Annotated in this window: 18 protein-coding genes and 1 pseudogene; 13 read left to right on the top strand and 6 right to left on the bottom strand. The window is 65.0% G+C overall.

Annotated elements, in window-relative coordinates:
- The first annotated feature begins 2 nt into the window (after positions 1 to 2).
- From gspF to gspN, 8 genes are read left to right on the top strand one after another with little or no spacing between them, the layout of a single operon-like run.
- Positions 3 to 1,205, top strand: coding sequence for a type II secretion system inner membrane protein GspF (gene gspF / locus BGP85_RS24190; protein ID WP_103445482.1), 1,203 nt, complete (start codon positions 3 to 5; stop codon positions 1,203 to 1,205).
- Positions 1,206 to 1,222: 17 nt separating this feature from the next.
- Complete coding sequence (gspG, locus tag BGP85_RS24185; protein WP_103445481.1) at positions 1,223 to 1,657, top strand: type II secretion system major pseudopilin GspG; 435 nt, start codon at positions 1,223 to 1,225, stop codon at positions 1,655 to 1,657.
- 3 nt (positions 1,658 to 1,660) lie between these two features.
- Positions 1,661 to 2,098, top strand: coding sequence for a type II secretion system minor pseudopilin GspH (gspH, locus tag BGP85_RS24180; RefSeq protein WP_103445480.1), 438 nt, complete (start codon positions 1,661 to 1,663; stop codon positions 2,096 to 2,098).
- Complete coding sequence (locus BGP85_RS24175; RefSeq protein WP_103445479.1) at positions 2,095 to 2,463, top strand: type II secretion system protein GspI; 369 nt, start codon at positions 2,095 to 2,097, stop codon at positions 2,461 to 2,463. Before gspH ends, BGP85_RS24175 begins: the two co-directional genes overlap by 4 nt.
- Complete coding sequence (locus BGP85_RS24170) at positions 2,460 to 3,050, top strand: PulJ/GspJ family protein (RefSeq protein WP_103445478.1); 591 nt, start codon at positions 2,460 to 2,462, stop codon at positions 3,048 to 3,050. Before BGP85_RS24175 ends, BGP85_RS24170 begins: the two co-directional genes overlap by 4 nt.
- Positions 3,047 to 4,123 (top strand): GspL/Epsl periplasmic domain-containing protein, encoded by a 1,077-nt coding sequence (locus tag BGP85_RS24165; protein WP_103445477.1) that lies wholly within the window; start codon positions 3,047 to 3,049, stop codon positions 4,121 to 4,123. The genes BGP85_RS24170 and BGP85_RS24165 overlap by 4 nt, the downstream gene beginning before the upstream one ends.
- Entirely contained in the window at positions 4,120 to 4,506 is a 387-nt protein-coding gene (gene gspM, locus BGP85_RS24160) for a type II secretion system protein GspM (RefSeq protein WP_103445476.1), read from the top strand. The genes BGP85_RS24165 and gspM overlap by 4 nt, the downstream gene beginning before the upstream one ends.
- Positions 4,503 to 5,162 (top strand): type II secretion system protein N, encoded by a 660-nt coding sequence (gene gspN / locus BGP85_RS24155; protein WP_103445475.1) that lies wholly within the window; start codon positions 4,503 to 4,505, stop codon positions 5,160 to 5,162. The genes gspM and gspN overlap by 4 nt, the downstream gene beginning before the upstream one ends.
- 133 nt (positions 5,163 to 5,295) lie before the next feature.
- On the opposite strand, the gene BGP85_RS24150 is transcribed toward gspN, so the two are convergent.
- From BGP85_RS24150 to BGP85_RS24135, 4 genes and pseudogenes are all read right to left on the bottom strand, one after another.
- Positions 5,296 to 9,819 (bottom strand): hemagglutinin repeat-containing protein, encoded by a 4,524-nt coding sequence (locus BGP85_RS24150; RefSeq protein ID WP_103445474.1) that lies wholly within the window; start codon positions 9,817 to 9,819, stop codon positions 5,296 to 5,298.
- Positions 9,820 to 9,846: 27 nt separating this feature from the next.
- Complete coding sequence (locus BGP85_RS24145; RefSeq protein WP_103445473.1) at positions 9,847 to 11,526, bottom strand: ShlB/FhaC/HecB family hemolysin secretion/activation protein; 1,680 nt, start codon at positions 11,524 to 11,526, stop codon at positions 9,847 to 9,849.
- A 161-nt stretch (positions 11,527 to 11,687) separates the two neighbouring features.
- Positions 11,688 to 12,107: pseudogene (locus BGP85_RS24140) on the bottom strand (L,D-transpeptidase family protein); the annotation flags it as partial.
- A 153-nt stretch (positions 12,108 to 12,260) separates the two neighbouring features.
- Positions 12,261 to 12,812 carry an NUDIX hydrolase gene (locus BGP85_RS24135; protein WP_103445471.1) on the bottom strand — a complete coding sequence of 184 codons (552 nt, stop codon included), beginning with the start codon at positions 12,810 to 12,812 and terminating at the stop codon, positions 12,261 to 12,263.
- Between the two features lie 126 nt (positions 12,813 to 12,938).
- Here BGP85_RS24135 and BGP85_RS24130 point away from each other — a divergent pair, with 126 nt between their 5' ends.
- From BGP85_RS24130 to purT, 5 genes are all read left to right on the top strand, one after another.
- Positions 12,939 to 13,538 carry a CoA pyrophosphatase gene (locus tag BGP85_RS24130; RefSeq protein WP_103445470.1) on the top strand — a complete coding sequence of 200 codons (600 nt, stop codon included), beginning with the start codon at positions 12,939 to 12,941 and terminating at the stop codon, positions 13,536 to 13,538.
- Between the two features lie 44 nt (positions 13,539 to 13,582).
- On the top strand, positions 13,583 to 14,107 hold the full coding sequence (locus BGP85_RS24125; RefSeq protein WP_103445469.1) for a gamma carbonic anhydrase family protein: 525 nt from the start codon (positions 13,583 to 13,585) through the stop codon (positions 14,105 to 14,107).
- Positions 14,100 to 14,303 carry a DUF1289 domain-containing protein gene (locus BGP85_RS24120; protein WP_103445468.1) on the top strand — a complete coding sequence of 68 codons (204 nt, stop codon included), beginning with the start codon at positions 14,100 to 14,102 and terminating at the stop codon, positions 14,301 to 14,303. Before BGP85_RS24125 ends, BGP85_RS24120 begins: the two co-directional genes overlap by 8 nt.
- Before the next feature lie 46 nt (positions 14,304 to 14,349).
- Positions 14,350 to 14,817 (top strand): VUT family protein, encoded by a 468-nt coding sequence (locus BGP85_RS24115; protein ID WP_103445467.1) that lies wholly within the window; start codon positions 14,350 to 14,352, stop codon positions 14,815 to 14,817.
- Between the two features lie 76 nt (positions 14,818 to 14,893).
- Positions 14,894 to 16,075, top strand: coding sequence for a formate-dependent phosphoribosylglycinamide formyltransferase (purT, locus tag BGP85_RS24110; protein WP_103445466.1), 1,182 nt, complete (start codon positions 14,894 to 14,896; stop codon positions 16,073 to 16,075).
- A 140-nt stretch (positions 16,076 to 16,215) separates the two neighbouring features.
- Here purT and BGP85_RS24105 read toward each other — a convergent pair whose 3' ends face one another.
- Both BGP85_RS24105 and BGP85_RS24100 read right to left on the bottom strand, forming a co-directional pair.
- Positions 16,216 to 17,514: an MFS transporter gene (locus BGP85_RS24105; RefSeq protein WP_103445465.1), complete on the bottom strand. Its 1,299-nt coding sequence runs from the start codon at positions 17,512 to 17,514 to the stop codon at positions 16,216 to 16,218.
- Between the two features lie 272 nt (positions 17,515 to 17,786).
- Positions 17,787 to 18,992, bottom strand: coding sequence for a transporter associated domain-containing protein (locus BGP85_RS24100; protein WP_103445464.1), 1,206 nt, complete (start codon positions 18,990 to 18,992; stop codon positions 17,787 to 17,789).
- Positions 18,993 to 18,994: the final 2 nt, after the last annotated feature.

Raw genomic sequence — 18,994 nt, 5'->3', positions numbered from 1 at the left:
CGATGCCGACTTTCCGCTATCAGGCCGTCGATCTCGCCGGCAAGACCCACAAGGCCAGCCTGCAGGCCGACAGCGAACGCCATGCGCGCCAGTTGCTGCGCGAGCAGGGCCTGTTCCCGCGCCAGCTGCAGCGCCATGAAACCGGCAGCCGGCAACCGCGCCGTCAGCGCCTGAGCCGTGCGCAGCTGTGCGAGCTGACTCGTCAGTTGGCGACTCTGACCGGTGCAGGCATCCCCCTGGTAGATGCCTTGGCCACGCTCGAACGGCAACTGCGCGAGCCGGCCCTGCATGGCGTGCTGGTAGCCCTGCGCGGCTCGCTTGCCGAAGGCCTGGGGCTGGCCCGCAGCCTCGCCCGCCAAGGGGCGCCCTTCACTGGTTTGTACTGCGCACTGGTCGAGGCTGGCGAGCGTTCCGGGCGCCTGGCCCAGGTGCTGACCCGCCTGGCCGATCACCTCGAACAGGTGCAGCGCCAGCAGCACAAGGCGCGCACCGCACTGATCTACCCCTGCGTGCTGATGGGCGTGTCGCTGGCAGTGGTGGTTGGCCTGATGACCTTCGTCGTGCCCAAGCTCACCGAACAATTCGCCCACGCCGGGCAGAGCCTGCCGCTGATCACCTCGCTGTTGATCGGCCTGAGCCAGGGCCTGGTGCAGGCCGGCCCCTGGCTGCTGGGCTTGGCGCTGATCGCCGGCCTGTTGGGCAGTTGGCTGCTGCGCAAGCCGCACTGGTGCCTGCGCCGCGATGAACTGCTGCTGCGCCTGCCGCGTATCGGCGTGCTGCTGCAGGTACTGGAAAGCGCCCGCCTGGCGCGCAGCCTGGCAATTCTCACCAGCAGTGGCGTGGCCCTGCTCGAAGCCCTGCAGGTGGCCACCGAAACGGTCGGCAACCGGCGCATCCGCCTGGCCATGGAGCAGGTGCGCCAGCAGGTACAGGGCGGCACCAGCCTGCACCGCGCCCTGGACGCCAGCCTACAGTTCCCGCCGTTGCTGGTGAACATGGTCGGCAGTGGCGAGGCCAGCGGCACCCTGGCCGACATGCTCGAACGCGTGGCCGACGACCAGGAGCGCGGCTTCGCCCGCCAGGTGGACACCGCCATGGCGCTTTTCGAACCCCTGATGATCCTGGTGATGGGCGCCGTGGTGCTGTTCATCGTGCTGGCGGTGCTGTTACCGATCATGCAACTCAACCAGGGCCTGCAACTGTGAACCCAAGGAGCACTTCCATGCAGCATCGACGCAACCACCAGCGCGGTTTCACCCTGATGGAAATCATGGTGGTGATCTTCATCATCGGCCTGCTGATTGCCGTGGTCGCGCCCAGCGTGCTGGGCAACCAGGACAAGGCCATGAAGCAGAAGGTCATGGCCGACCTGGCGACCCTGGAGCAGGCGCTGGACATGTACCGCCTGGACAACCTGCGCTTCCCCAGCAACGAACAGGGCCTGGCCGCGTTAGTGAAAAAGCCGGCCCAGGAACCGCTGCCACGCAGCTGGCGCAGCGACGGCTACGTACGCCGCCTGCCGGAAGATCCGTGGGGCACCCCGTACCAGTACCGCATGCCCGGTGAGCATGGGCGGGTCGATGTCTATTCGCTGGGGGCCGATGGCGTGCCAGGAGGCGAAGGCCAGGATGCCGACCTGGGCAACTGGGCCCTCTAGAGCATGCGTGGCCAGCGCGGCTTCAGCCTGCTCGAATTGCTCGTGGTACTGGCCATCGCCGGGCTCATGACTGGCTTGGCGGTGGCCTGGCTCGACAGCGGCAAGTCCAGTGTCGATCAGGCACTGCAGCGCCTGGCCACGGAAACCCGCACCCAGGCCGCGCTGGCTCGGCACGCCGGGCAGCTGCGCGGATTGCGCTGGACTGGCCAGCGGCCTGAGTTCGTGCGCCGTGAAGGTGACCGCTGGGTGATCGAGGCCGGCGCCCCGGCTGACTGGCCAAAGGGCCTGCGCCCGGACTGGCCGTCCAGCGCCCAGCCGCGTGTGCTGTTCACGCCGCAGGGCTGGGCGCAACCAGGCTCGGTGCACTGGCGCTGGGCAGACGGCAGCCAGCGCTGGGAGTGGGGCCGTGACGGCCAGTTGCGCGTGGCGATGGCGCCATGAAGCGCAGACAGCGCGGGTTCACCTTGCTGGAAGTGACCGTGGCCCTGGCGATAGCCGCCGTGCTGGCGGTCATCACCAGCCAGGTGCTGCGCCAGCGCCTGGCGGTGCAGGACAACGTGCAGCAGCATCGTTTGGGCGTGCTTTGCGCTCGCGAGCTGCAGGCGCGCTTCACCGTCGAGCAATATTGGCCGGCCAGCAACCAGGTGGAGGGTGTGCTCAGCCAGGGTGGCCAGGCCTGCCACTGGCAGATGCAGTTGCGCCGTACCGGTTTACGCGACCTGCGTCGTGGCGAATTGCAGTTGTACGCCGACCGCGACCAGCGCCTGCCACTTGGGCAATACACCGTTTTTCTGGAGCAGCCATGAAGCGGCGCCAGGCAGGTTTGACCCTGATCGAACTGATGGTGGCTTTGGCCCTGACCGCGCTGCTCGGGGTGATGTTGTCAGCGCTGGTAAATGGCTGGCTCAAAGTGCGTGAGCGGCTGCAGGTGAACACCCAGGAAACCAGCGTGCTGGAGTTCTGCCTGGCCCTGGAGCGGCGCTTCGACAGCCCGGTGCTGCGTCGCTTGTACGAACAGCGCTTGCCTCTGGCCAGCCGCTGGCTCGACTGGCAGGCCGACCGCCAGCAGTTGCTGTGGGTGGCCGCCGCCGCCTTGCCCGAGGCCGAGGGCGGTTCGCGCCTGCAACGCCAGCGCCTGCGCTTCGATGCGCGTGACCAGTGCCTGCTGCTGGAAACTTCGGCGGACCTGTACGCCGTCAGCGAGCCGCGCTGGGTGCTGCGCGAACAGCTGCCGCGGGTCAGCGCAATCAACATTCTTTACCACCAGGGTGGCCGCTGGTTGCCCTGGCCCTCCGACCAACCTGCGCATCCCGGTCGAGGCGTGCGCCTGGAATTGCAGCGTGATGGAGCACCGTATGTCTGCACTTTTGTTCTCCCCTGGGGGCGTTCATGAAGTTTGAATGGCGCCGAACTGCGCCAGTTCGACCCTGGTTGTTGTTGCGCCCGGGTGAGGTCTGGGACTGGTTGCTGGTCGAGGCGGGTGGCGCGCAACGCCAAGGGCAGGGGGAGCCTCCGGCGAACCTGCAGGCACGGGTGGCGCTGATCGTCCCCGGGGAATGCTGCAGCCAGTTTCAACTGGCAGCGCCGCCGGGCTTGAAGCGCGACGAGTGGCCGCTATTGCTGGAGGACCGGTTGCTGCAGAACCCGGATGAGATCCTGTGTGCCTGCCTGTCACGTGAGGCGGGGCAATTGCGCCTGATGACGGTAGAGCGGCAGTTGCTGGTGCCGTGGCGTGAGCAATGTGCTGAATGGGGGCTGCAGGTGGAGTGCTGCTGGGCCGAGTTCCAGTTGCTGCCGACACCCGAGCCGGGCAGTGCCTGGCACTGGCAGCGCACGCCGGAGGTATTGCTGTGCAAAGGGCTGGGCGAGGGCGGGCTTGAACACTGGTTGGCCTGGCCCACTGCGTTGGGCGAGTTGCCGCAGCAACCGTGGTCTGGCCTGCATGAGCAATTGATGATCGGTACCTGGCCAGTCTCGTTGGCTCCACTCGACAACCTGCCCAGCTTGCTCGAGTGCCCCCGTCAGGTGCGCTCGCTGCCGGGCGTGTCGCGGCAGCAGCAGCGCCTGCTTGCGGCTTGCCTGGCGTTGGCCACCGTCTGGGGCGGCCTGTGGCTGAGCCAGCAATGGCGCCAGGTACAGACCTGGCGCGCGCAGGTGTTGACGGTCACCGGCGAACAGGCCAGCCCCCGGCACGCGGCGCATGCCCTGAAACGTCTGCGGGAAAGCGGACTGCAACAGCAATTGCGCGAGCGTCAGCTCGAAGACCTGCAGGCACGCCTGCAAGCCTGGCTGAGTGAGCATCCCGCCTGGCGCCTTCAAGCCGTGCGTTTCGATGGCCAGCGCTGGCACCTGCGCCTGGACGGTGAGGGCGCCGCACCGCCTTGGACCGAGATGGCCAGTGCTGTCGGTGCTGCCGTGCAGGTACAGAACGGGCAGGTGGTGTTCGACCTGGGAGTGGCCTCATGAATCGGGAGTGGATGCAGCGTCATCGGCTGTGGTTTGCAGGGGGGCTGATCGGTGTGCTGCTGGCCTTCCTGGCCGTGCGCGAAGGGCTGGCGCAATGGCGTGAGCTCAGCCAATGGCGTGAGCTGGCAGCGCAGGCCGCAAGCTTGCAGGGTGGCCCCGGCGTAAGCCTGGAGCGCCTGCGCCAGTCTGCTCAGGCGCGGCGGATCGAATTGGCTGATGTCGAGGTGCAAGGCAAAAGCTGGCAGCTGCGGGGGCTGGTTGCGGATGAGCGCGTGCTGCAGGGCTGGTTGCAGAGCTTGCGTGCGGAAGAGGCCCAGCTATTGCAGTGGGGGCTTGAGCAGGATGCCAAGGGTCTAAGATTCGAACTGGTGATGCAGCCATGAGCCGTCGCGGGCTGCTGTGGTGCGGGTTGGTGTTCACGTTCACCCTGCTGATGGAGTTGCCGGCTACCTGGGTGGCACGTGGCGTTGGTCTGTCGGCACGCGGTGTCAGCGGTAGCCTGTGGCAGGGCAAGGCACAGCAACTGGGGCCGGTCGGGCCGGTGCGTTGGGCTTTGCAGCCATGGCGCATGCAGGCTGATGCGCGGCTCGGTTTCCAGGGGCAGTCCTGGCAATTGCGCACCGAAGGTTGGCCATGGCGCTGGCAGCTGGAAGCGACGGCGTTGGCTGCCCAGGCGACGGCACTGACGGAATACCGCCTGGCCGGGCAGTGGCATGGGGCGCTGCGCATGCAGGGTTCGGGGCGCCAGTGTCGAAGCAGCGAGGGGCGGGTGAGTGTGAACGACCTGGCGTTGAGTGAACCGTGGTCGCTGGGGTTGGGGCAGGGGTGGGTGGAAATGGATTGCCGGAATGGCTGGCGCTTGCGCGGCCAGCTGGCGCAGCCGGGGCAACATGAGTTGAGGCTTGAAGCGGACCTTCTGGCGCGCAAGGCGCGGGTGGCTTTCAATCTGCAGAATGAGGCTGCGCTGACTCCGTTGCTGCGGAGCGCACAATGGCTGGGTCCGCAGGTGCTGGCGGGGCAGCGGGAGGTGCGCTGGTAGGGTGGAGGATTGGGTCAGAGCTACCATATGTGCCATGCCACTCCCAGCGCCTGTGAGATCGAGCGCCGCCCGCGCGGCGCTCGATCTCACAGGCGCTGAACATCTCAAACCAGGCACTTTTGCGCTTCACCCGTTATTCCATTTTACCTTGCACACTCGAAACCCACTGCTCACTCCGGTTATGCCCACTGGTCCTCAGCAACCCCAGGTCCAGCGCATTCTCGCCATCCGCCGCGCCTTTGCCCTTGGCCATCTCGGCAATCGCCGTACCCAGGTCCACCGGCGAGTTGGAGGCATCGACCGACACATCCCGATGGTAGTCGTTGCCACTCAGGGTTTCCCGGCTCACCGAGCTGGCATCGAGCGCGACCGCGCCCTTGGCCGACTGCAGGCGGGCGCCGACCAGCTGGGCATCACCGCCTACCTTCAGCTGGACACCGTCACTGCCCTTGAGCACCGCCTGTTGGCCCACGCTGTCGCGCTGCACGTGGGACACATCAAGGCTCAAGGTTGGCGAGAAGCCCGGGTCGGCCTTGCTCAAGGCCGACCCGGCCTTGTCCTTGACCTTGCCACCCAGTGGTCCAGCCAGCGAGGTGGCGGCGTTGAGGTAACCCTGCGGGTTCTTCTCCTGGCTCAGGCGTGCGTCGCCTTTCACCGTCAGCGTATCGACGCTGTCCTTGCGGCTGGCGATGCGCAGGTCGCCATCTACGTCGCCGGTGATGCGCCGGGCTTCGAGACTGGCGCCTTCGATGCGGGTATCACCACGGCTTTGCAGGTCGATGGTTTCGGCGCGCAGGTTGCTGGCGTTCCAGGTCTGGTTGTCGCGCTTGTCCAGCTCGACCTTCGCCCGGCCATGCAGGCCACGGGTGTCGGTGGTGCCTGCGGTCATGTTGAAACCGGCACCGGCGGTGATGTCCAGATTGTTGCGCTGCTCCTGATTGGAGGAGGCCTCGATCAGCATGCCGCCGCTGGACGCGTTGAGCCCGATCTGCTCGGTGGAGGCCTGCAGGCCCTCCAGGTGCAAGGCAATGTCCTCGCGAGCAGCGCTGCTGAGGGTCAGCTTGCCGGCGCTGGTGAACTGGGCATCGACGGCCTGGCGAGCGCTTTCATCCTGCGTGCCATTGCTGAAGTGGCCACCAATGCCGCCGCCTTTTGTCTCACCCATCTTGGCTGCCAGTTCCAGGCCTGCGCCAAGTTTGCCGCCGCTGGCTTGCTGGGTGTCATTGCCTGCCTTGACCTGCAGGCGGCCGTCGCTGTGCAGGCGAATATCGCCCACCTTGGCTTCGCGGCTGCCGATACGGGTGCCTTCCAGCAACAGATCGCCCGCGCTGCTCAGGCGCACTTCACCCTTGGCATCGATCTGTGCCACGTGGGCCTTGGTCTGCACCGTTTGCTGCTGCACCTGGTCAAGGTAGCCACGGCCATCGAAACCGGTGCTGCCGGGACGGTTGCCGACCTTGGCCCAAGCGTTGCCGTCAAGTTGACGGGTCAATTGTTCGGTGCGGTCGTTGGCCTGGGGCAGCGACAGGTTGCCAGCGCTGTGGATGACTACTTCGCCTTCGCCGCCATCCATGCGTGTTCCTTCATATTGGCCATCGCTACCCAGCTGGACCTGAATGCCCTGTTGCCCATAAAGGCTGCCGGGCACTGCGGTGCTGGCCATTGTCTGCTTGTCCAGTGAGCCACCCTTGCCCGCGCCGCGGGCATTCAGGTCACTGCCGGAGCTGGTGTCGATGCGCAGGTCTCCACCAAAGGCCAGACGTTGCACGCTGTCCTCCTCGGTGTGTTCGGCGGCACGCATCGTGTGCTGCTGGGCCTCGATCTGCAATTGGCCGGCATTGGCACGCCAGCCGGTACCCTGATCGTCGATCGTGTCGGCCTTGACCTCGACCTTCGCACCCGACAGCTCACTCACCTGGGCAATGCCACGGCGCTGGTTTTCCAGGCGTTTGAGGTGCTCGACGGTCATGTCGGCACCGACGCTGGGGGCCACCATGGCGTCTTCGGGGGATGCCTGCTGGAAGCGCGCGGCTTCCTCACCCAGCACCAACCGCTCGATCGGCCGGGTCAGGTCGCGGTACTCGACGCTGGCGCCGAGGCTACCGGACCATTCGTTGCGCAGTTTTTCCCGCTCATGGGTATCCAGAACCGCACGGTTGTCGATGCGCTTGGCGGTGACCTTGAGGGTATCCCCGGCCGTGACACGTGCCGCCTCGGTAAGCAGTTCGTCAGCATCGAGGTTAACGTTGCCGCTGGCCTGCAGTTGGCTGCGTTGGGCCTTGCTCTCGCGTTCGGTCACCACGGTGCTGTTGTGATGGCCTTCGAACAGGCTGCCGAGGCGATCGATGCCACCCGTGACGGTCAAGCCGCCGCCATTCTGGCTTGTGCTGGTGGTCGATTCGCGCTCATTGCGGGTGGCGCCCAGCGTCACTTGCCTAGCCTTCACATCGAGATCGCCCGCACCCGCCTGGACCTTGGAGCCGTTGACTTGCAGATGCCGCTCGCTGCTCAGGCCAACCGTAGCCCCCTTCAGTTCGCTGGCGACTTGCGTGGTGTCGCGCAACTTTTCGCTACCGGTAACCACTTCATAGGCCACGCCAGCCGCATATTGGCGTGACTCCGGCTTACCGTCTTCGGCTACCTGGGTTTGCCGGGCACTGGCAGTCAATCGGCGTTGCTGATCGCGGCTTTCGCTTTCGTTGACCGCTTGCGCGCTGCCGATCAGCAGGTCGCCCTTGGCCTCGACCTGCAAGTGCGCGCCGGCCTCGACCTTGGCGCCCTGGATACGCAGCTCTTCGGCACTGGCCAGGCGCAGGTTGCTGGACGAGCTGACATCGCTGACCAGCACCTGCTGCTGGCGTGTGGTGCTCTCGTGATCACTGCCGAATAGGCCGAACAGTTTGCTGTCGCTTGTGCGCTCGGTGGAACGGCTACTGCCATGGTCCGCTTCAATCGCCAGCGCGCCTTTTTCGCTGTACAGCACGGCATCCTCTTTACCATGCACGGTGCTGCCCTTGATGCTGACCTGGTCGGCATGGACATTCAGCTTGCCATCCGCAGTGACGCTGCTGCCGGCAACGCTTTGGCCCTCGGTGTCGCTGCCCTTGCGATTGCCGAAGAAAGTGCCGGAGACCAGGTCGCCTCGGTAGTTGCCGTCGTTGCTGCGTTGCTGCAGGGCGGTGGTGCCGACCTCGACCTGCATGGCGTTGATGTCCATGTCGCCGCGGCTATGCAGGGTGCTGCCCTGGACCTTGAGTGTGTCTTTGGCGTTGACTGTCATGCGTTGGGCGCTCAGCGTGCTGGGCCGTGCGGTTTCCGTGTACTGGTCGGTATCGCTGTCGCCGCGCCAGAGGTCTTTGCGATGGCGTACCTGCTCTTTGAGTTGCTTGCTGTCGATGCCGGCCGCGATGTCCAGGTTGGCACCGCTGTCGAGGGTCATGTCACCGCCTGCCTTCACCTCGGCGGCGACCAGGCGCATGTCGGCGCCGGACTGCAATGTGATGCTGTCGCTGCCCTGCAACTTCACACCCCGTTGCTGGCGCTCGGTGGTGGTGTTTTCACGGCTGTACGTTTCGCGGGTGATGAACAGGAACTTCTTGTTCCAGCTGTCGCGGTCGTGGCTGATGTTTTCGCGGGTCTTGGCGTCGAGGGTGAGTTTCTTGCCGGCCGTGGCTTCGATGCGCTTGGCCTTGCCGTCGGTGGCGCTCAATGTCAGGTCATCGGCAGCGGTTAGCAGCAGGGTGCCCTGTTCACTGTGCAGCTCGGCAGGGTTGTCGGCTTCGCCACTGACTTCCAATGAGCCGGCCGAGTGAATGGCGATGCCGTTGTCGGCCTTCACCACCGACCCCATGCGTACGCCCGTGCCTTCGGCGGTGCTCACCACGCGAATGCGCCCGGCGCGCATGGCGCCGAACAGGTTGGCGTCGATGCTCGACGGGGTACCCGGCAGGTGTTCGAGGACCTGGCCATCGGCATGCGCGATGCGATTGCGGCCAACGGTCAAGTTGAGGTCACCCTTGGCCATGAGCAAGCCTTGCTGATCCACCTTGGGCGCAATCAGATCAAGCGCGCCCTCGGCATTGGCCTGGCCGCCCTGCAGCACCTGCAAGCTGCCTCTGGCGTTCAGCGTGTTGAACTGGCGCAGCTGTTCATCCTGCAACTCAGGTGTGCCGACCACGAACCCGGCGCGGGTGGTGTTGATGAAGCTGCCACCATTGAGGGTGATGCCGTTGGGGTTGGCCAGGATGTAGTCGGCGGGCCGGCCGAAGATTTCCTGCGGGCCTTCGATCAGCGAGGCGTTGCGGCTGATCACCTCGTTGAGAATGGTCGATGCTGCCTGGCCCTGGAACTGCGGGTTGGCGGCCAATGCTCCCGCCAGTTGCGACTGGCCCTCCTGAAGGGCGTTGTTCAGCACCACCCCCGAGCGGGCGACGTTATAGTCGAGGAACTGGTTATGTGACAGGCCACTGGCGTTGGGCGGGACGATGTCGATCACCGGTACGCCATGGTCGTTGTTGATGATAGGTGTGCCTGCCGGGCCGCTGGCCGCCTCCAGCCCGCCCTGCGCCAGGGCGCTGGAGGGGCCGAGCAGGGCGAGGAAGATGGCCCAGCGCAAGGTATCCGGGCGGGTAGAGGGTAACGGCGAGAGTATCTGCATGTTCTCGTTCTCTTTGTTGTGGGTGAATCAAATGCTCAGGGCGCACTCCAGTACCCAGAAGCCAGGCTCAAGGTATGAGCGGGGCAGGTCGCTGGCGTAGAGGGCGCGTTGGTAGTCGAGGCGTAGCCGGGTACTCGGCAGGCTCAGTTCGATGCCGGCGGCTGCGCCTGCCAGGCGTTGCGAGGGTTTGCCAGCGGCTGAGCGGGTCCAGCCTGCATCCAGGCCGAAGTAAGGGCGTACCTGCAGGGGGTGGGCCCAGTTCGCCGTTAGCGGTTGGCTGAAGGTGTTGCGCCAGGCGGCGCCGCTGGCGCCGGAGTAGGTGCGCAGGCGAAAGCCACGTACGGTCGAGTCGTCGCTGACCAGTAATTGCTCGACGGCGGGCAAAGCGTGTTCGCTGTACTGCAGGGCCAGTTCGCTTTGCCAGCGCCAAGGTGTGCCCGTCGGCCCCTGACGCAGGTGCAGCAGGCTGGCGCGGTACTTGCGAAAATCCGGGCGCAGGCGTTCGTTGCCCAATGGCGACTGGTCTGCGGCAAGCCAGTCCACACCCTGTGCAATGCCCACATAGCCGTTCCATAGCCCGCCCTGGAGCCACAGCAGGTTGATACCGGCCTCGACGCTGGTGAGCGTCGGGCTCTGTTGAGTGACGACGGCGCCGGCGCTGCGGTTGACCAGCTGCTTGCGGTCCAGCCGTGCGCTGGCGCTGAGCATGCCTTGCTGGTTGCGCCACAGCACCCGCTCGAGGCTCAGGCCCTGGTAGCTGCTGCTGCCGTCGCTGGTCTGCCGGCTGTGCGGCAGCGGCGCGTCGTAGGTCAGTTGGCTGGCGTTGAGGGCAAAGGTCCAGGGGCCGTAAGGGACGCTGTAGTACAACGTGATGCCTTGCACCTGGCCGGGTGCGTGGAACACGCTGGAGAGCACTGACATGCGCAGGTCGTCATTGAGCCCCAGCGGGCTGTCCAGGCCGAGGCCCAGGTTCAGGCGGTGGCGGCCGGTCAGCTCACTGCCGCGGTTGTCCAGGCGACTGTCCAGGTGCCAGCGCGAGCCGATCTTGCGTGGTTGCAGCACAACCCGGGTACCGCCCTGCAGTTCGCCGGGCAGCAGATCCATGCCCAGCTCATAGGCGCGCAGGCGATTGAGTTGGTCGAGCCCTTGTTCGAGGTCGGGCAGGTACAGCGGTTGGCCCAGTACGTCAGGGAAGGCGCCGTTCAGCGACAGTGGCAATGCCGGGCTGGTGAGTTCGATGGATTCGACAAAGCCTTCGACGATGACGATGTCCAGTGGCGCACCGTCCCGAGGTTGTTGGCGCAGGTAGGGGCGGCTGGTCGGAAACCCCGCGCTGACATACCGCTGGGTGATGCCCCGGAGCAGGTTATTGATGTCGTCGATGCCCATGCAGGGCAATAGCCACTCGCGCAGCGCGAGCTCGAGCGCCTGATCCGGAAGTTGGCGGTTACCGACGATGCGCAGGCCGGACACGGCCCAGCACTGACTGTCGGCCGGCTGGGCGGGGGCTTGCTCATTACGCTCGGGCAAAGGCTGCTGCTGCCAGCGCTTGAGCCGCTGTTGCTGTTCGAAATGCCGCAGGGATTGCTGCTGGTCGCGCAGTTGCAGGCTGGCGGGGTCGTCAGCCAGGACGGTGTGGGAGATCAGCAGGCCAGCCAGGCAACCGGCGAGCAGCCTGTTGGCGGAGTGACAGAGTTGGCATGGCATGAAGCACCCTCGCAATTGGCGTACGGATTACGTACTCGTTTGCGTGGATGCTAAAAATTCATGCCTTCGGTTGGATGCAGTCTCTGGCCCTAGCTGGGCGTAGGTCAGGTGTGTATTTGAAGTATGAAAGGTCCTACAAGCTCAATCTGAATGTAGGACTATCAAGGGCGAATCTCGATCAGGGTGCCATCGCGGACCAGGTCCCACACTTCCTGCATGTCGCGGTTGCGCATGGCGATGCAGCCATCGGTCCAGTCGAGGGTGTGGAAGTACCACTCGGGGTAGTTATCGTCGACCGGCGTGCCGTGGATCATGATCATGCTGCCGGCGCTCCAGCCTTCGCGGGTGGCACGGGCGGCGTCGCTGATGTTCGGGTAGGTGATGTGCATGGCCAGGTTGAAGCGGTCGCTTTCCTTGCGCCAGTCCAGCCAGTACAGGCCTTCTGGAGTCTTCTTGTCGCCTTCGCGTTCCTTGGCGCCCTTAGGCTGCTTGCCCAGGGAGATGCGGTAGGTCTTCAGCGGCTCGCCGCGGCTGATCAGTTGCAGGCGCCGCTCGGACTTGATCACCAGCACCTTGTCGATCAGTGGCTGCATGGCGGCCTGGGACTGCGACTGTACCGGCGCGGGCGGTTGCGGCTTGCGAATGATGACTTCGGTGAAGGCCGCCTGGGCCACCGTGGTAACGCAAAGGCAGAAAAGGGCGAACAACCAACGCATGAAGCGGTACCTGCAAACTTAAGTGGTGGGCGAAACATTCATCGGCGGCAGGTATTCATGGCCAATCGGGTAGTGCTGCCTGATGCGGTCGCGATAATAGCATTCTAGTGTGCGAGTGACGGTGCGGAAAGCCAGCTCGCCCCACGGGATTTCGTGTTCCTCGAACAATCGCACCTCCAGGCTTTCGACACCGACGGCGAAATCAAGGTCCGCCAGCTCGGCACGGAAGAACACATGCACCTGGTTGATGTGCGGGAGGTCGAACAGCTGGTACAGGGCCATGTCCCCGACCCGGGCGCAGGCTTCCTCGACCGTTTCGCGACGGGCGGCCTGGTCGAGGGTCTCGCCGTTTTCCATGAAGCCTGCCGGTAGCGTCCAGAAGCTGCGGCGCGGCTCTATGGCACGTCGGCACAGGAGCACCTGGCTGCCCCAGATAGGCAGCACCCCGGCGACGATATTGGGGTTCTGGTAGTGAATGGTCTGGCAATGCTCGCAGATGAACCGCAGGCGGCTGTCGCCCTCGGGGATCCGTTGAATGACCGGCTGGCCGCACGCGCTGCAAAATTTCATGCTGTTCTTCCCTATTGACCGGGTTATCTTGGCGCGCCACGCGGGGTTGCCGCAAGCGCACGGGGCTTGGGTGCTTCGCGGCTTTGGTGCATCATGCAAGGCAGGCCTTGGAAACGAGAGTGCGCAATGCTGGACGAGCTACTTCGCCGTATGAGCAACCACCAACCCGCTTCACTGGAAACCGACCGACGGTTCCCCGAGGCGGCGGTACTTTTGCCCATTACCCGCAGCGAAGCGCCCGAGCTGGTATTGACCCTGCGTGCCAAGGGGCTGTCGACCCACGGTGGCGAAGTCGCCTTTCCGGGCGGTCGCCGCGACCCGGAAGACCCGGACCTGGTGTTCACTGCACTGCGCGAGGCGGAGGAAGAAATCGGCCTGCCGCCCGGCCTGGTCGAGGTAATCGGCCCGCTCAGCCCGCTGATTTCCCTGCATGGCCTGAAAGTGACCCCGTTCGTCGGCTTGATCCCGGATTTCGTCGAATACCGCGCCAACGATGCCGAAATCGCGGCAGTCTTCAGCGTGCCGCTGGAATTCTTCCGCCAGGACCCGCGTGACCACACCCACCGTATCGATTATCAGGGCCGCAGTTGGTACGTGCCCAGCTATCGCTATGGCGAGTACAAGATCTGGGGGCTATCGGCGATCATGATCGTCGAGCTGGTCAACCTGTTGTATGACGCCGGTATCAGCTTGCATCACCCCCCCGAGCGCTACATCGAAATCTGAGCGGGGCACACCCCGCCGTCTGCGTGAACCTCTGAGGAGCGAACATGAAATACCGCCTGGGCGACCATCGGGTCGAATGCCACCCCACCAGCTGGGCCGCACCCAACGCCTCCCTGATTGGCAAAGTGCGCCTGCAGGCCCGTGCCAGCGTGTGGTTCGGTGCGGTGCTGCGGGGCGACAACGAACTGATCGACATCGGCGAGGACAGCAACGTCCAGGACGGTACCGTGATGCACACCGACATGGGCTCGCCGCTGTCCGTGGGCAAGGGCGTAACCATCGGCCACAACGCCATGCTGCATGGTTGCTCGGTTGGCGATTACAGCCTGATCGGCATCAACGCCGTCATTCTCAACGGCGCGCGCATCGGCAAGCATTGCATCATCGGCGCCAACGCGCTGATCCCGGAGGGCAAGGAAATTCCTGATGGCTCGCTGGTGATGGGTTCGCCGGGCAAGGTGGTGCGCGAGCTGACCGAACAGCAGAAGCGCATGCTCGAAGCCAGCGCTGCGCACTATGTACACAATGCCGAGCGGTATGCGCGGGAGCTGGTGGTCGACGATGAGTGAAGTTGCTGTAGAGCGGCCGGTGGCTTCGCCGTGCGTGAGCATCTGCGCGCTGGACGAGCAGGATATCTGTACCGGCTGCCAGCGCACCGTGGCCGAGATCGGCCGTTGGGGGCGGATGGACAATACCGAGCGCCGGGCGGTGCTCAAGCTTTGCCATGAACGGGCGGTGGCAGCCGGGCTGATTATTGGGCACTGACCGCAAAATCAAGTAATCTGTGCGGCTTGCCCACAGATCACTCGCCATGTTCTATCTCATTGCCTATATCAGTAGCGTAGTGCTGATCAACTACGCCTTCTCCAGCGCCCCGCAGCTGGACATCATCTGGTCCTGCTGGGGTGGCCTGGTGTTCATCCTGCGCGACATGGTGCAGACCCGCTACGGCCATGGCGCGCTGATCGCCATGCTGCTGGCCCTGGTGCTGTCGTACGCCACCTCGGAGCCGGCCATCGCCCTGGCCAGCGCCACCGCGTTCTTCGTCTCCGAGCTGATCGACTGGCTGGTGTTCAGCATCACCCGTCGGCCGCTGCGCGACCGCCTGTGGCTGAGCTCGGCGCTGAGCATTCCGGTGGATACCTTCATCTTCTTCGGCATGATCGGCGCACTCACCCCGGCGGTGATCGGCAGCGCCATGGCCTCGAAATTCGCCGGTGTCACGGCCGTCTGGCTGGCCATGGCATTTCGTGCGCGGCGGGCCGCCGTAGCGGGTTGATGGTGTAGAATACTGGTCCTTTTTCAGCGGGCCGTGCCAAGCCTGGTGCGGCCCCGGACGCCTTCGAGGACCTGAAATGACCCGTATCGGAACCCCATTGTCGCCAACCGCGACCCGTGTACTGCTCTGCGGCTGTGGCGAACTGGGCAAGGAAGTGGTGATCGAGTTGCAGCGCCTGGGCGTCGAGGTGATCGCCGTCGACCGCTACGCCAATGCCCCGGCGATGCAGGTGGCGCACCGCAGCCACGTGGTCAACATGCTCGATGGCGTTGCCCTGCGGGCGATCATCGAAGCGGAAAAGCCGCACTACATCGTGCCGGAAATCGAAGCCATCGCCACCGCCACTCTGGTCGAGCTGGAGAACGAAGGCTTCAACGTGGTGCCGACTGCCCGCGCCACCCAGCTGACCATGAACCGTGAAGGTATCCGCCGCCTGGCCGCCGAGGAGCTGGATCTGCCAACCTCGCCGTACCACTTCGCCGACACCTTCGAGGACTACGCCAAGGCCGTGGCCGATGTCGGCTACCCATGCGTGGTCAAGCCGGTGATGAGCTCCTCGGGCAAGGGCCAGAGCCTGCTGCGCAGCGATGCCGACCTGCAGAAGTCGTGGGACTACGCCCAGGAAGGTGGCCGTGCCGGCAAAGGGCGGGTGATCATCGAGGGCTTCATCGACTTCGAATACGAAATCACCCTGCTGACCGTTCGCCATGTGGGCGGCACCACTTTCCTCGAACCGGTTGGTCATCGTCAGGAAAAGGGCGACTACCAGGAATCCTGGCAGCCACAGGCGATGAGCGCGAAAGCTCTGGCCGAGTCGCAGCGCGTGGCCAAGGCTGTCACCGATGCATTGGGTGGTCGTGGCTTGTTTGGCGTGGAACTGTTCGTCAAGGGCGACCAGGTGTGGTTCAGCGAAGTCTCGCCGCGCCCGCATGACACTGGCCTGGTGACCCTGATTTCCCAGGATCTGTCGCAGTTCGCCCTGCACGCCCGCGCCATTCTCGGCCTGCCGATCCCGGTGGTACGCCAGTTCGGGCCATCGGCATCGGCGGTGATCCTGCCGGAAGGCCAGTCGCAGCAGACCAGCTTCGCCAACCTGGGCGCCGCCCTGAGCGAGCCGGACACCGCCATTCGCCTGTTCGGCAAGCCGGAAATCAACGGTACTCGCCGCATGGGCGTGTGCCTGGCGCGTGATGAGTCGGTTGAAGCGGCGCGGGCGAAGGCGACCCGTGCTTCGCAGGCGGTCAAGGTCGAGTTCTGATCCGAGACCGTACGGGGCTGCTGCGCAGCCCATTCGCGGGGCAAGCCCGCTCCTGCAGGAGACCGCGCAAGCCAACGCAGATGCGATCCCTGTAGGAGCGGGCTTGTCCAGCGAATGGGCCGCAAAGCGGCCCCAGTTGCTTACAGCGCGGTATTACGGGTTTCTTTCAGGCACAGCACGGCAATCAGGCTGATCACCGCCGCCGCCGACACATAGCCCCCCACCCAGCTCAACCCACCCATGCTCACCAGCTTCTGGGCAAAGAACGGTGCCGCCGAGGCCCCGACGATGCCGCCCAGGTTGTATGCCGCCGAAGCGCCGGTGTAGCGCACGTGAGTCGGGAACAGCTCAGGCAGCAGGGCCCCCATCGGTGCGAAGGTCACGCCCATCAGGAACAGCTCGATGGCCAGGAACAGCGCCACGCCCGTAGTCGAGCCTGAAGTCAGCAGCGGCTCCATGGTAAAGCCCGACGCCACGGCCAGCAGGCCGCCGACGATCAGCACCGGCTTGCGCCCGTAACGGTCGCTGAGCCAGGCCGACAGCGGCGTGGCCAGTGCCATGAACACCACGGCGAAGCACAGCAGGCCGAGGAAGGTTTCACGGCTGTACCCCAGCGTGGTCACGCCGTAGCTGAGCGAGAACACCGTCGAGATATAGAACAGCGCATAGCACACCACCATGGCGGCTGCGCCCAGCAGGGTTGGCATCCAGTATTTGCCGAACAGGTCCACCACCGGCATCTTCACGCGTTCGTGGCGGGCGACTGCCTTGGCAAATACCGGGCTTTCTTCAAGCTTCAGGCGCACATACAGCCCCACCATTACCAGCGCGGCACTGAGCAGGAACGGAATGCGCCAGCCCCAGTCACGGAACTGCTCGTCACTGAGCAGCATGGCCAGGGTCAGGAACAGGCCGTTGGCCGCGAGGAAACCGATCGACGGGCCAAGTTGCGGGAACATGCCGAACCAGGCGCGTTTGCCCTCCGGCGCGTTCTCGGTGGCCAGCAGCGCGGCGCCACCCCATTCGCCACCCAGGCCCAGGCCTTGGCCGAAGCGCAGCAGGCAGAGCAGGATCGGTGCCCACACGCCGATGCTGTCATAGCCTGGCAGCACACCAATCAGCGTGGTCGAAACGCCCATCAGCAGCAGCGAGGCGACCAGAGTCGACTTGCGCCCGATGCGGTCGCCGAAGTGGCCGAACAGTGCCGAGCCCAGGGGGCGGGCAAGGAAGGCGATGCCGAAGGTGATGAAGGCCGCGAGCATCTGCGCGGTGCCCGACCCGGATGGGAAGAACACCGGGCCGATCACCAGCGCGGCGGCGGTGGCATAGACGTAGAAATCGTAGAACTCGATGGCGGTGCCGATGAAGCTGGCAGTGGCGACCCGCGCTGGCGAGTTGACCGGCGCGGCAGGCGCCTCGGCATAGGTGCTGGTTGTCATTTAGTAGGTCCCTAACAGTCTGGTCCGCTCCATGGCATTGTCCACGGCCTGTGCAGGCGTTGAAGGCAGGCACGGCTTGGCGGACGCCGGAGCGTATTGTTGTTGTGTTCGCGCGACTGACACCAGCCCAGGAGGGTAGGGGTGGGAGCGGGCTCTGTTCGGGGTGTTGAAGCAGGACCGCGGGGCGTGTCAGTGGAGCGGACTGGCCGTGTGGCGCCGGGTGCGGGTAGCGGGCGGAACGGCGGGGCTGGGTAAGCGTGACCCGAGTATAGCTATCGGGTCACGGTCCACACCAGTACCTTGCTGGCGCAATTGTCCTCTGTTTCGAGGATTTCCAGGCGATAGCGGCCGATCTTCAGGCAAACGGCGCTTTCCGGAATGCTTTCGAGGGCTTCGGTGACCAGCCCGTTGAGGGTTTTCGGGCCGCCGTCGCAGGGCAGGTGCCAGCCCAGGGTGCGGTTGATTTCGCGCAGCGAGGCGGTGCCTTCGATGACGAAGGTACCGTCGGGCTGTGGGTGTACATGCGGGTTGTCCAGGCTCTGTTCGTCCTCGAATTCGCCGACGATCTCTTCGAGGATGTCTTCCAGGGTGACGATGCCCAGCACCTCGCCATACTCGTCCACCACCACGCCCAGGCGCCGCTGTTGCTTGTGGAAATTCAGCAGCTGCATCTGCAGGGGCGTGCTTTCCGGCACGAAGTAGGGCTCGTAGCAGGCACCCTGCAATTGCTCCAGGGTCAGCTCGGCCTTGGACAGCAGGTGGCTGATGAGCTTGGTATTGAGGATCGCTTCAACCTGATTGATGTCGTTGTGGTACACCGGCAGACGCGTGTGCCGGCTGACGATCAGTTGCTCGATGATGTGCTCGATGGGGTCGTCGAGGTTGATGCCGTCGACCTCGTTGCGTGGCACCAGGATGTCGTTGACGGTGATCTTGTCCAGCGACTGCAGGCCGTCCAGCAGGCCGTGGCGTGGCACTTCATGTTCGTCGTCCACGTCGAAGTCATTATCTTCCTGCGGATGCAGGGCCACCGCCGTGGGCTGCACGCGGAACGGCCGCAGGATCAGCTTGGCGATGCCGTCGAACAGGCACGCCAAGGGTTGCAGCAGGGCGAGGGGAAACGGGCGCAGGCTCAGGCCAAGGCTGACGAAGGCCTGCGGGTTGCGCCGGGCCAGGCGCCGCGGCAGGAATTCGGCGAACACCAGCAGGGCCGCTACGGCGGCCAGGCCAGCCAGCCAGAAGCCGTGTTCGCCGCTCTGGCGTTGGCCGATCAGGCAGGCCAGGCCCAGCACCAACAGTTTGCCCAGGCTGGCGCACAGCACCAGGGCCTGGGCTGGCAGCGGCGGCTTGCCATCATCGCCATTGCGCAGCGAACCATTGAGTTGCAGGCGGGCGGCGTCGACGGCGGTGAACAACGCCGACCACAGTAGCGCCAGTGCCAGAATGCCGAGTAGCGGTGCGTACGGCAGGGTGTCCATGG

This window comes from Pseudomonas putida (assembly GCF_002906855.1).
Classification (GTDB): Bacteria; Pseudomonadota; Gammaproteobacteria; order Pseudomonadales; family Pseudomonadaceae; genus Aquipseudomonas; species Aquipseudomonas putida_N.
Note: the sequence above shows the minus strand (reverse complement) of the source record. Positions and strands in the feature narration are given on the sequence as shown.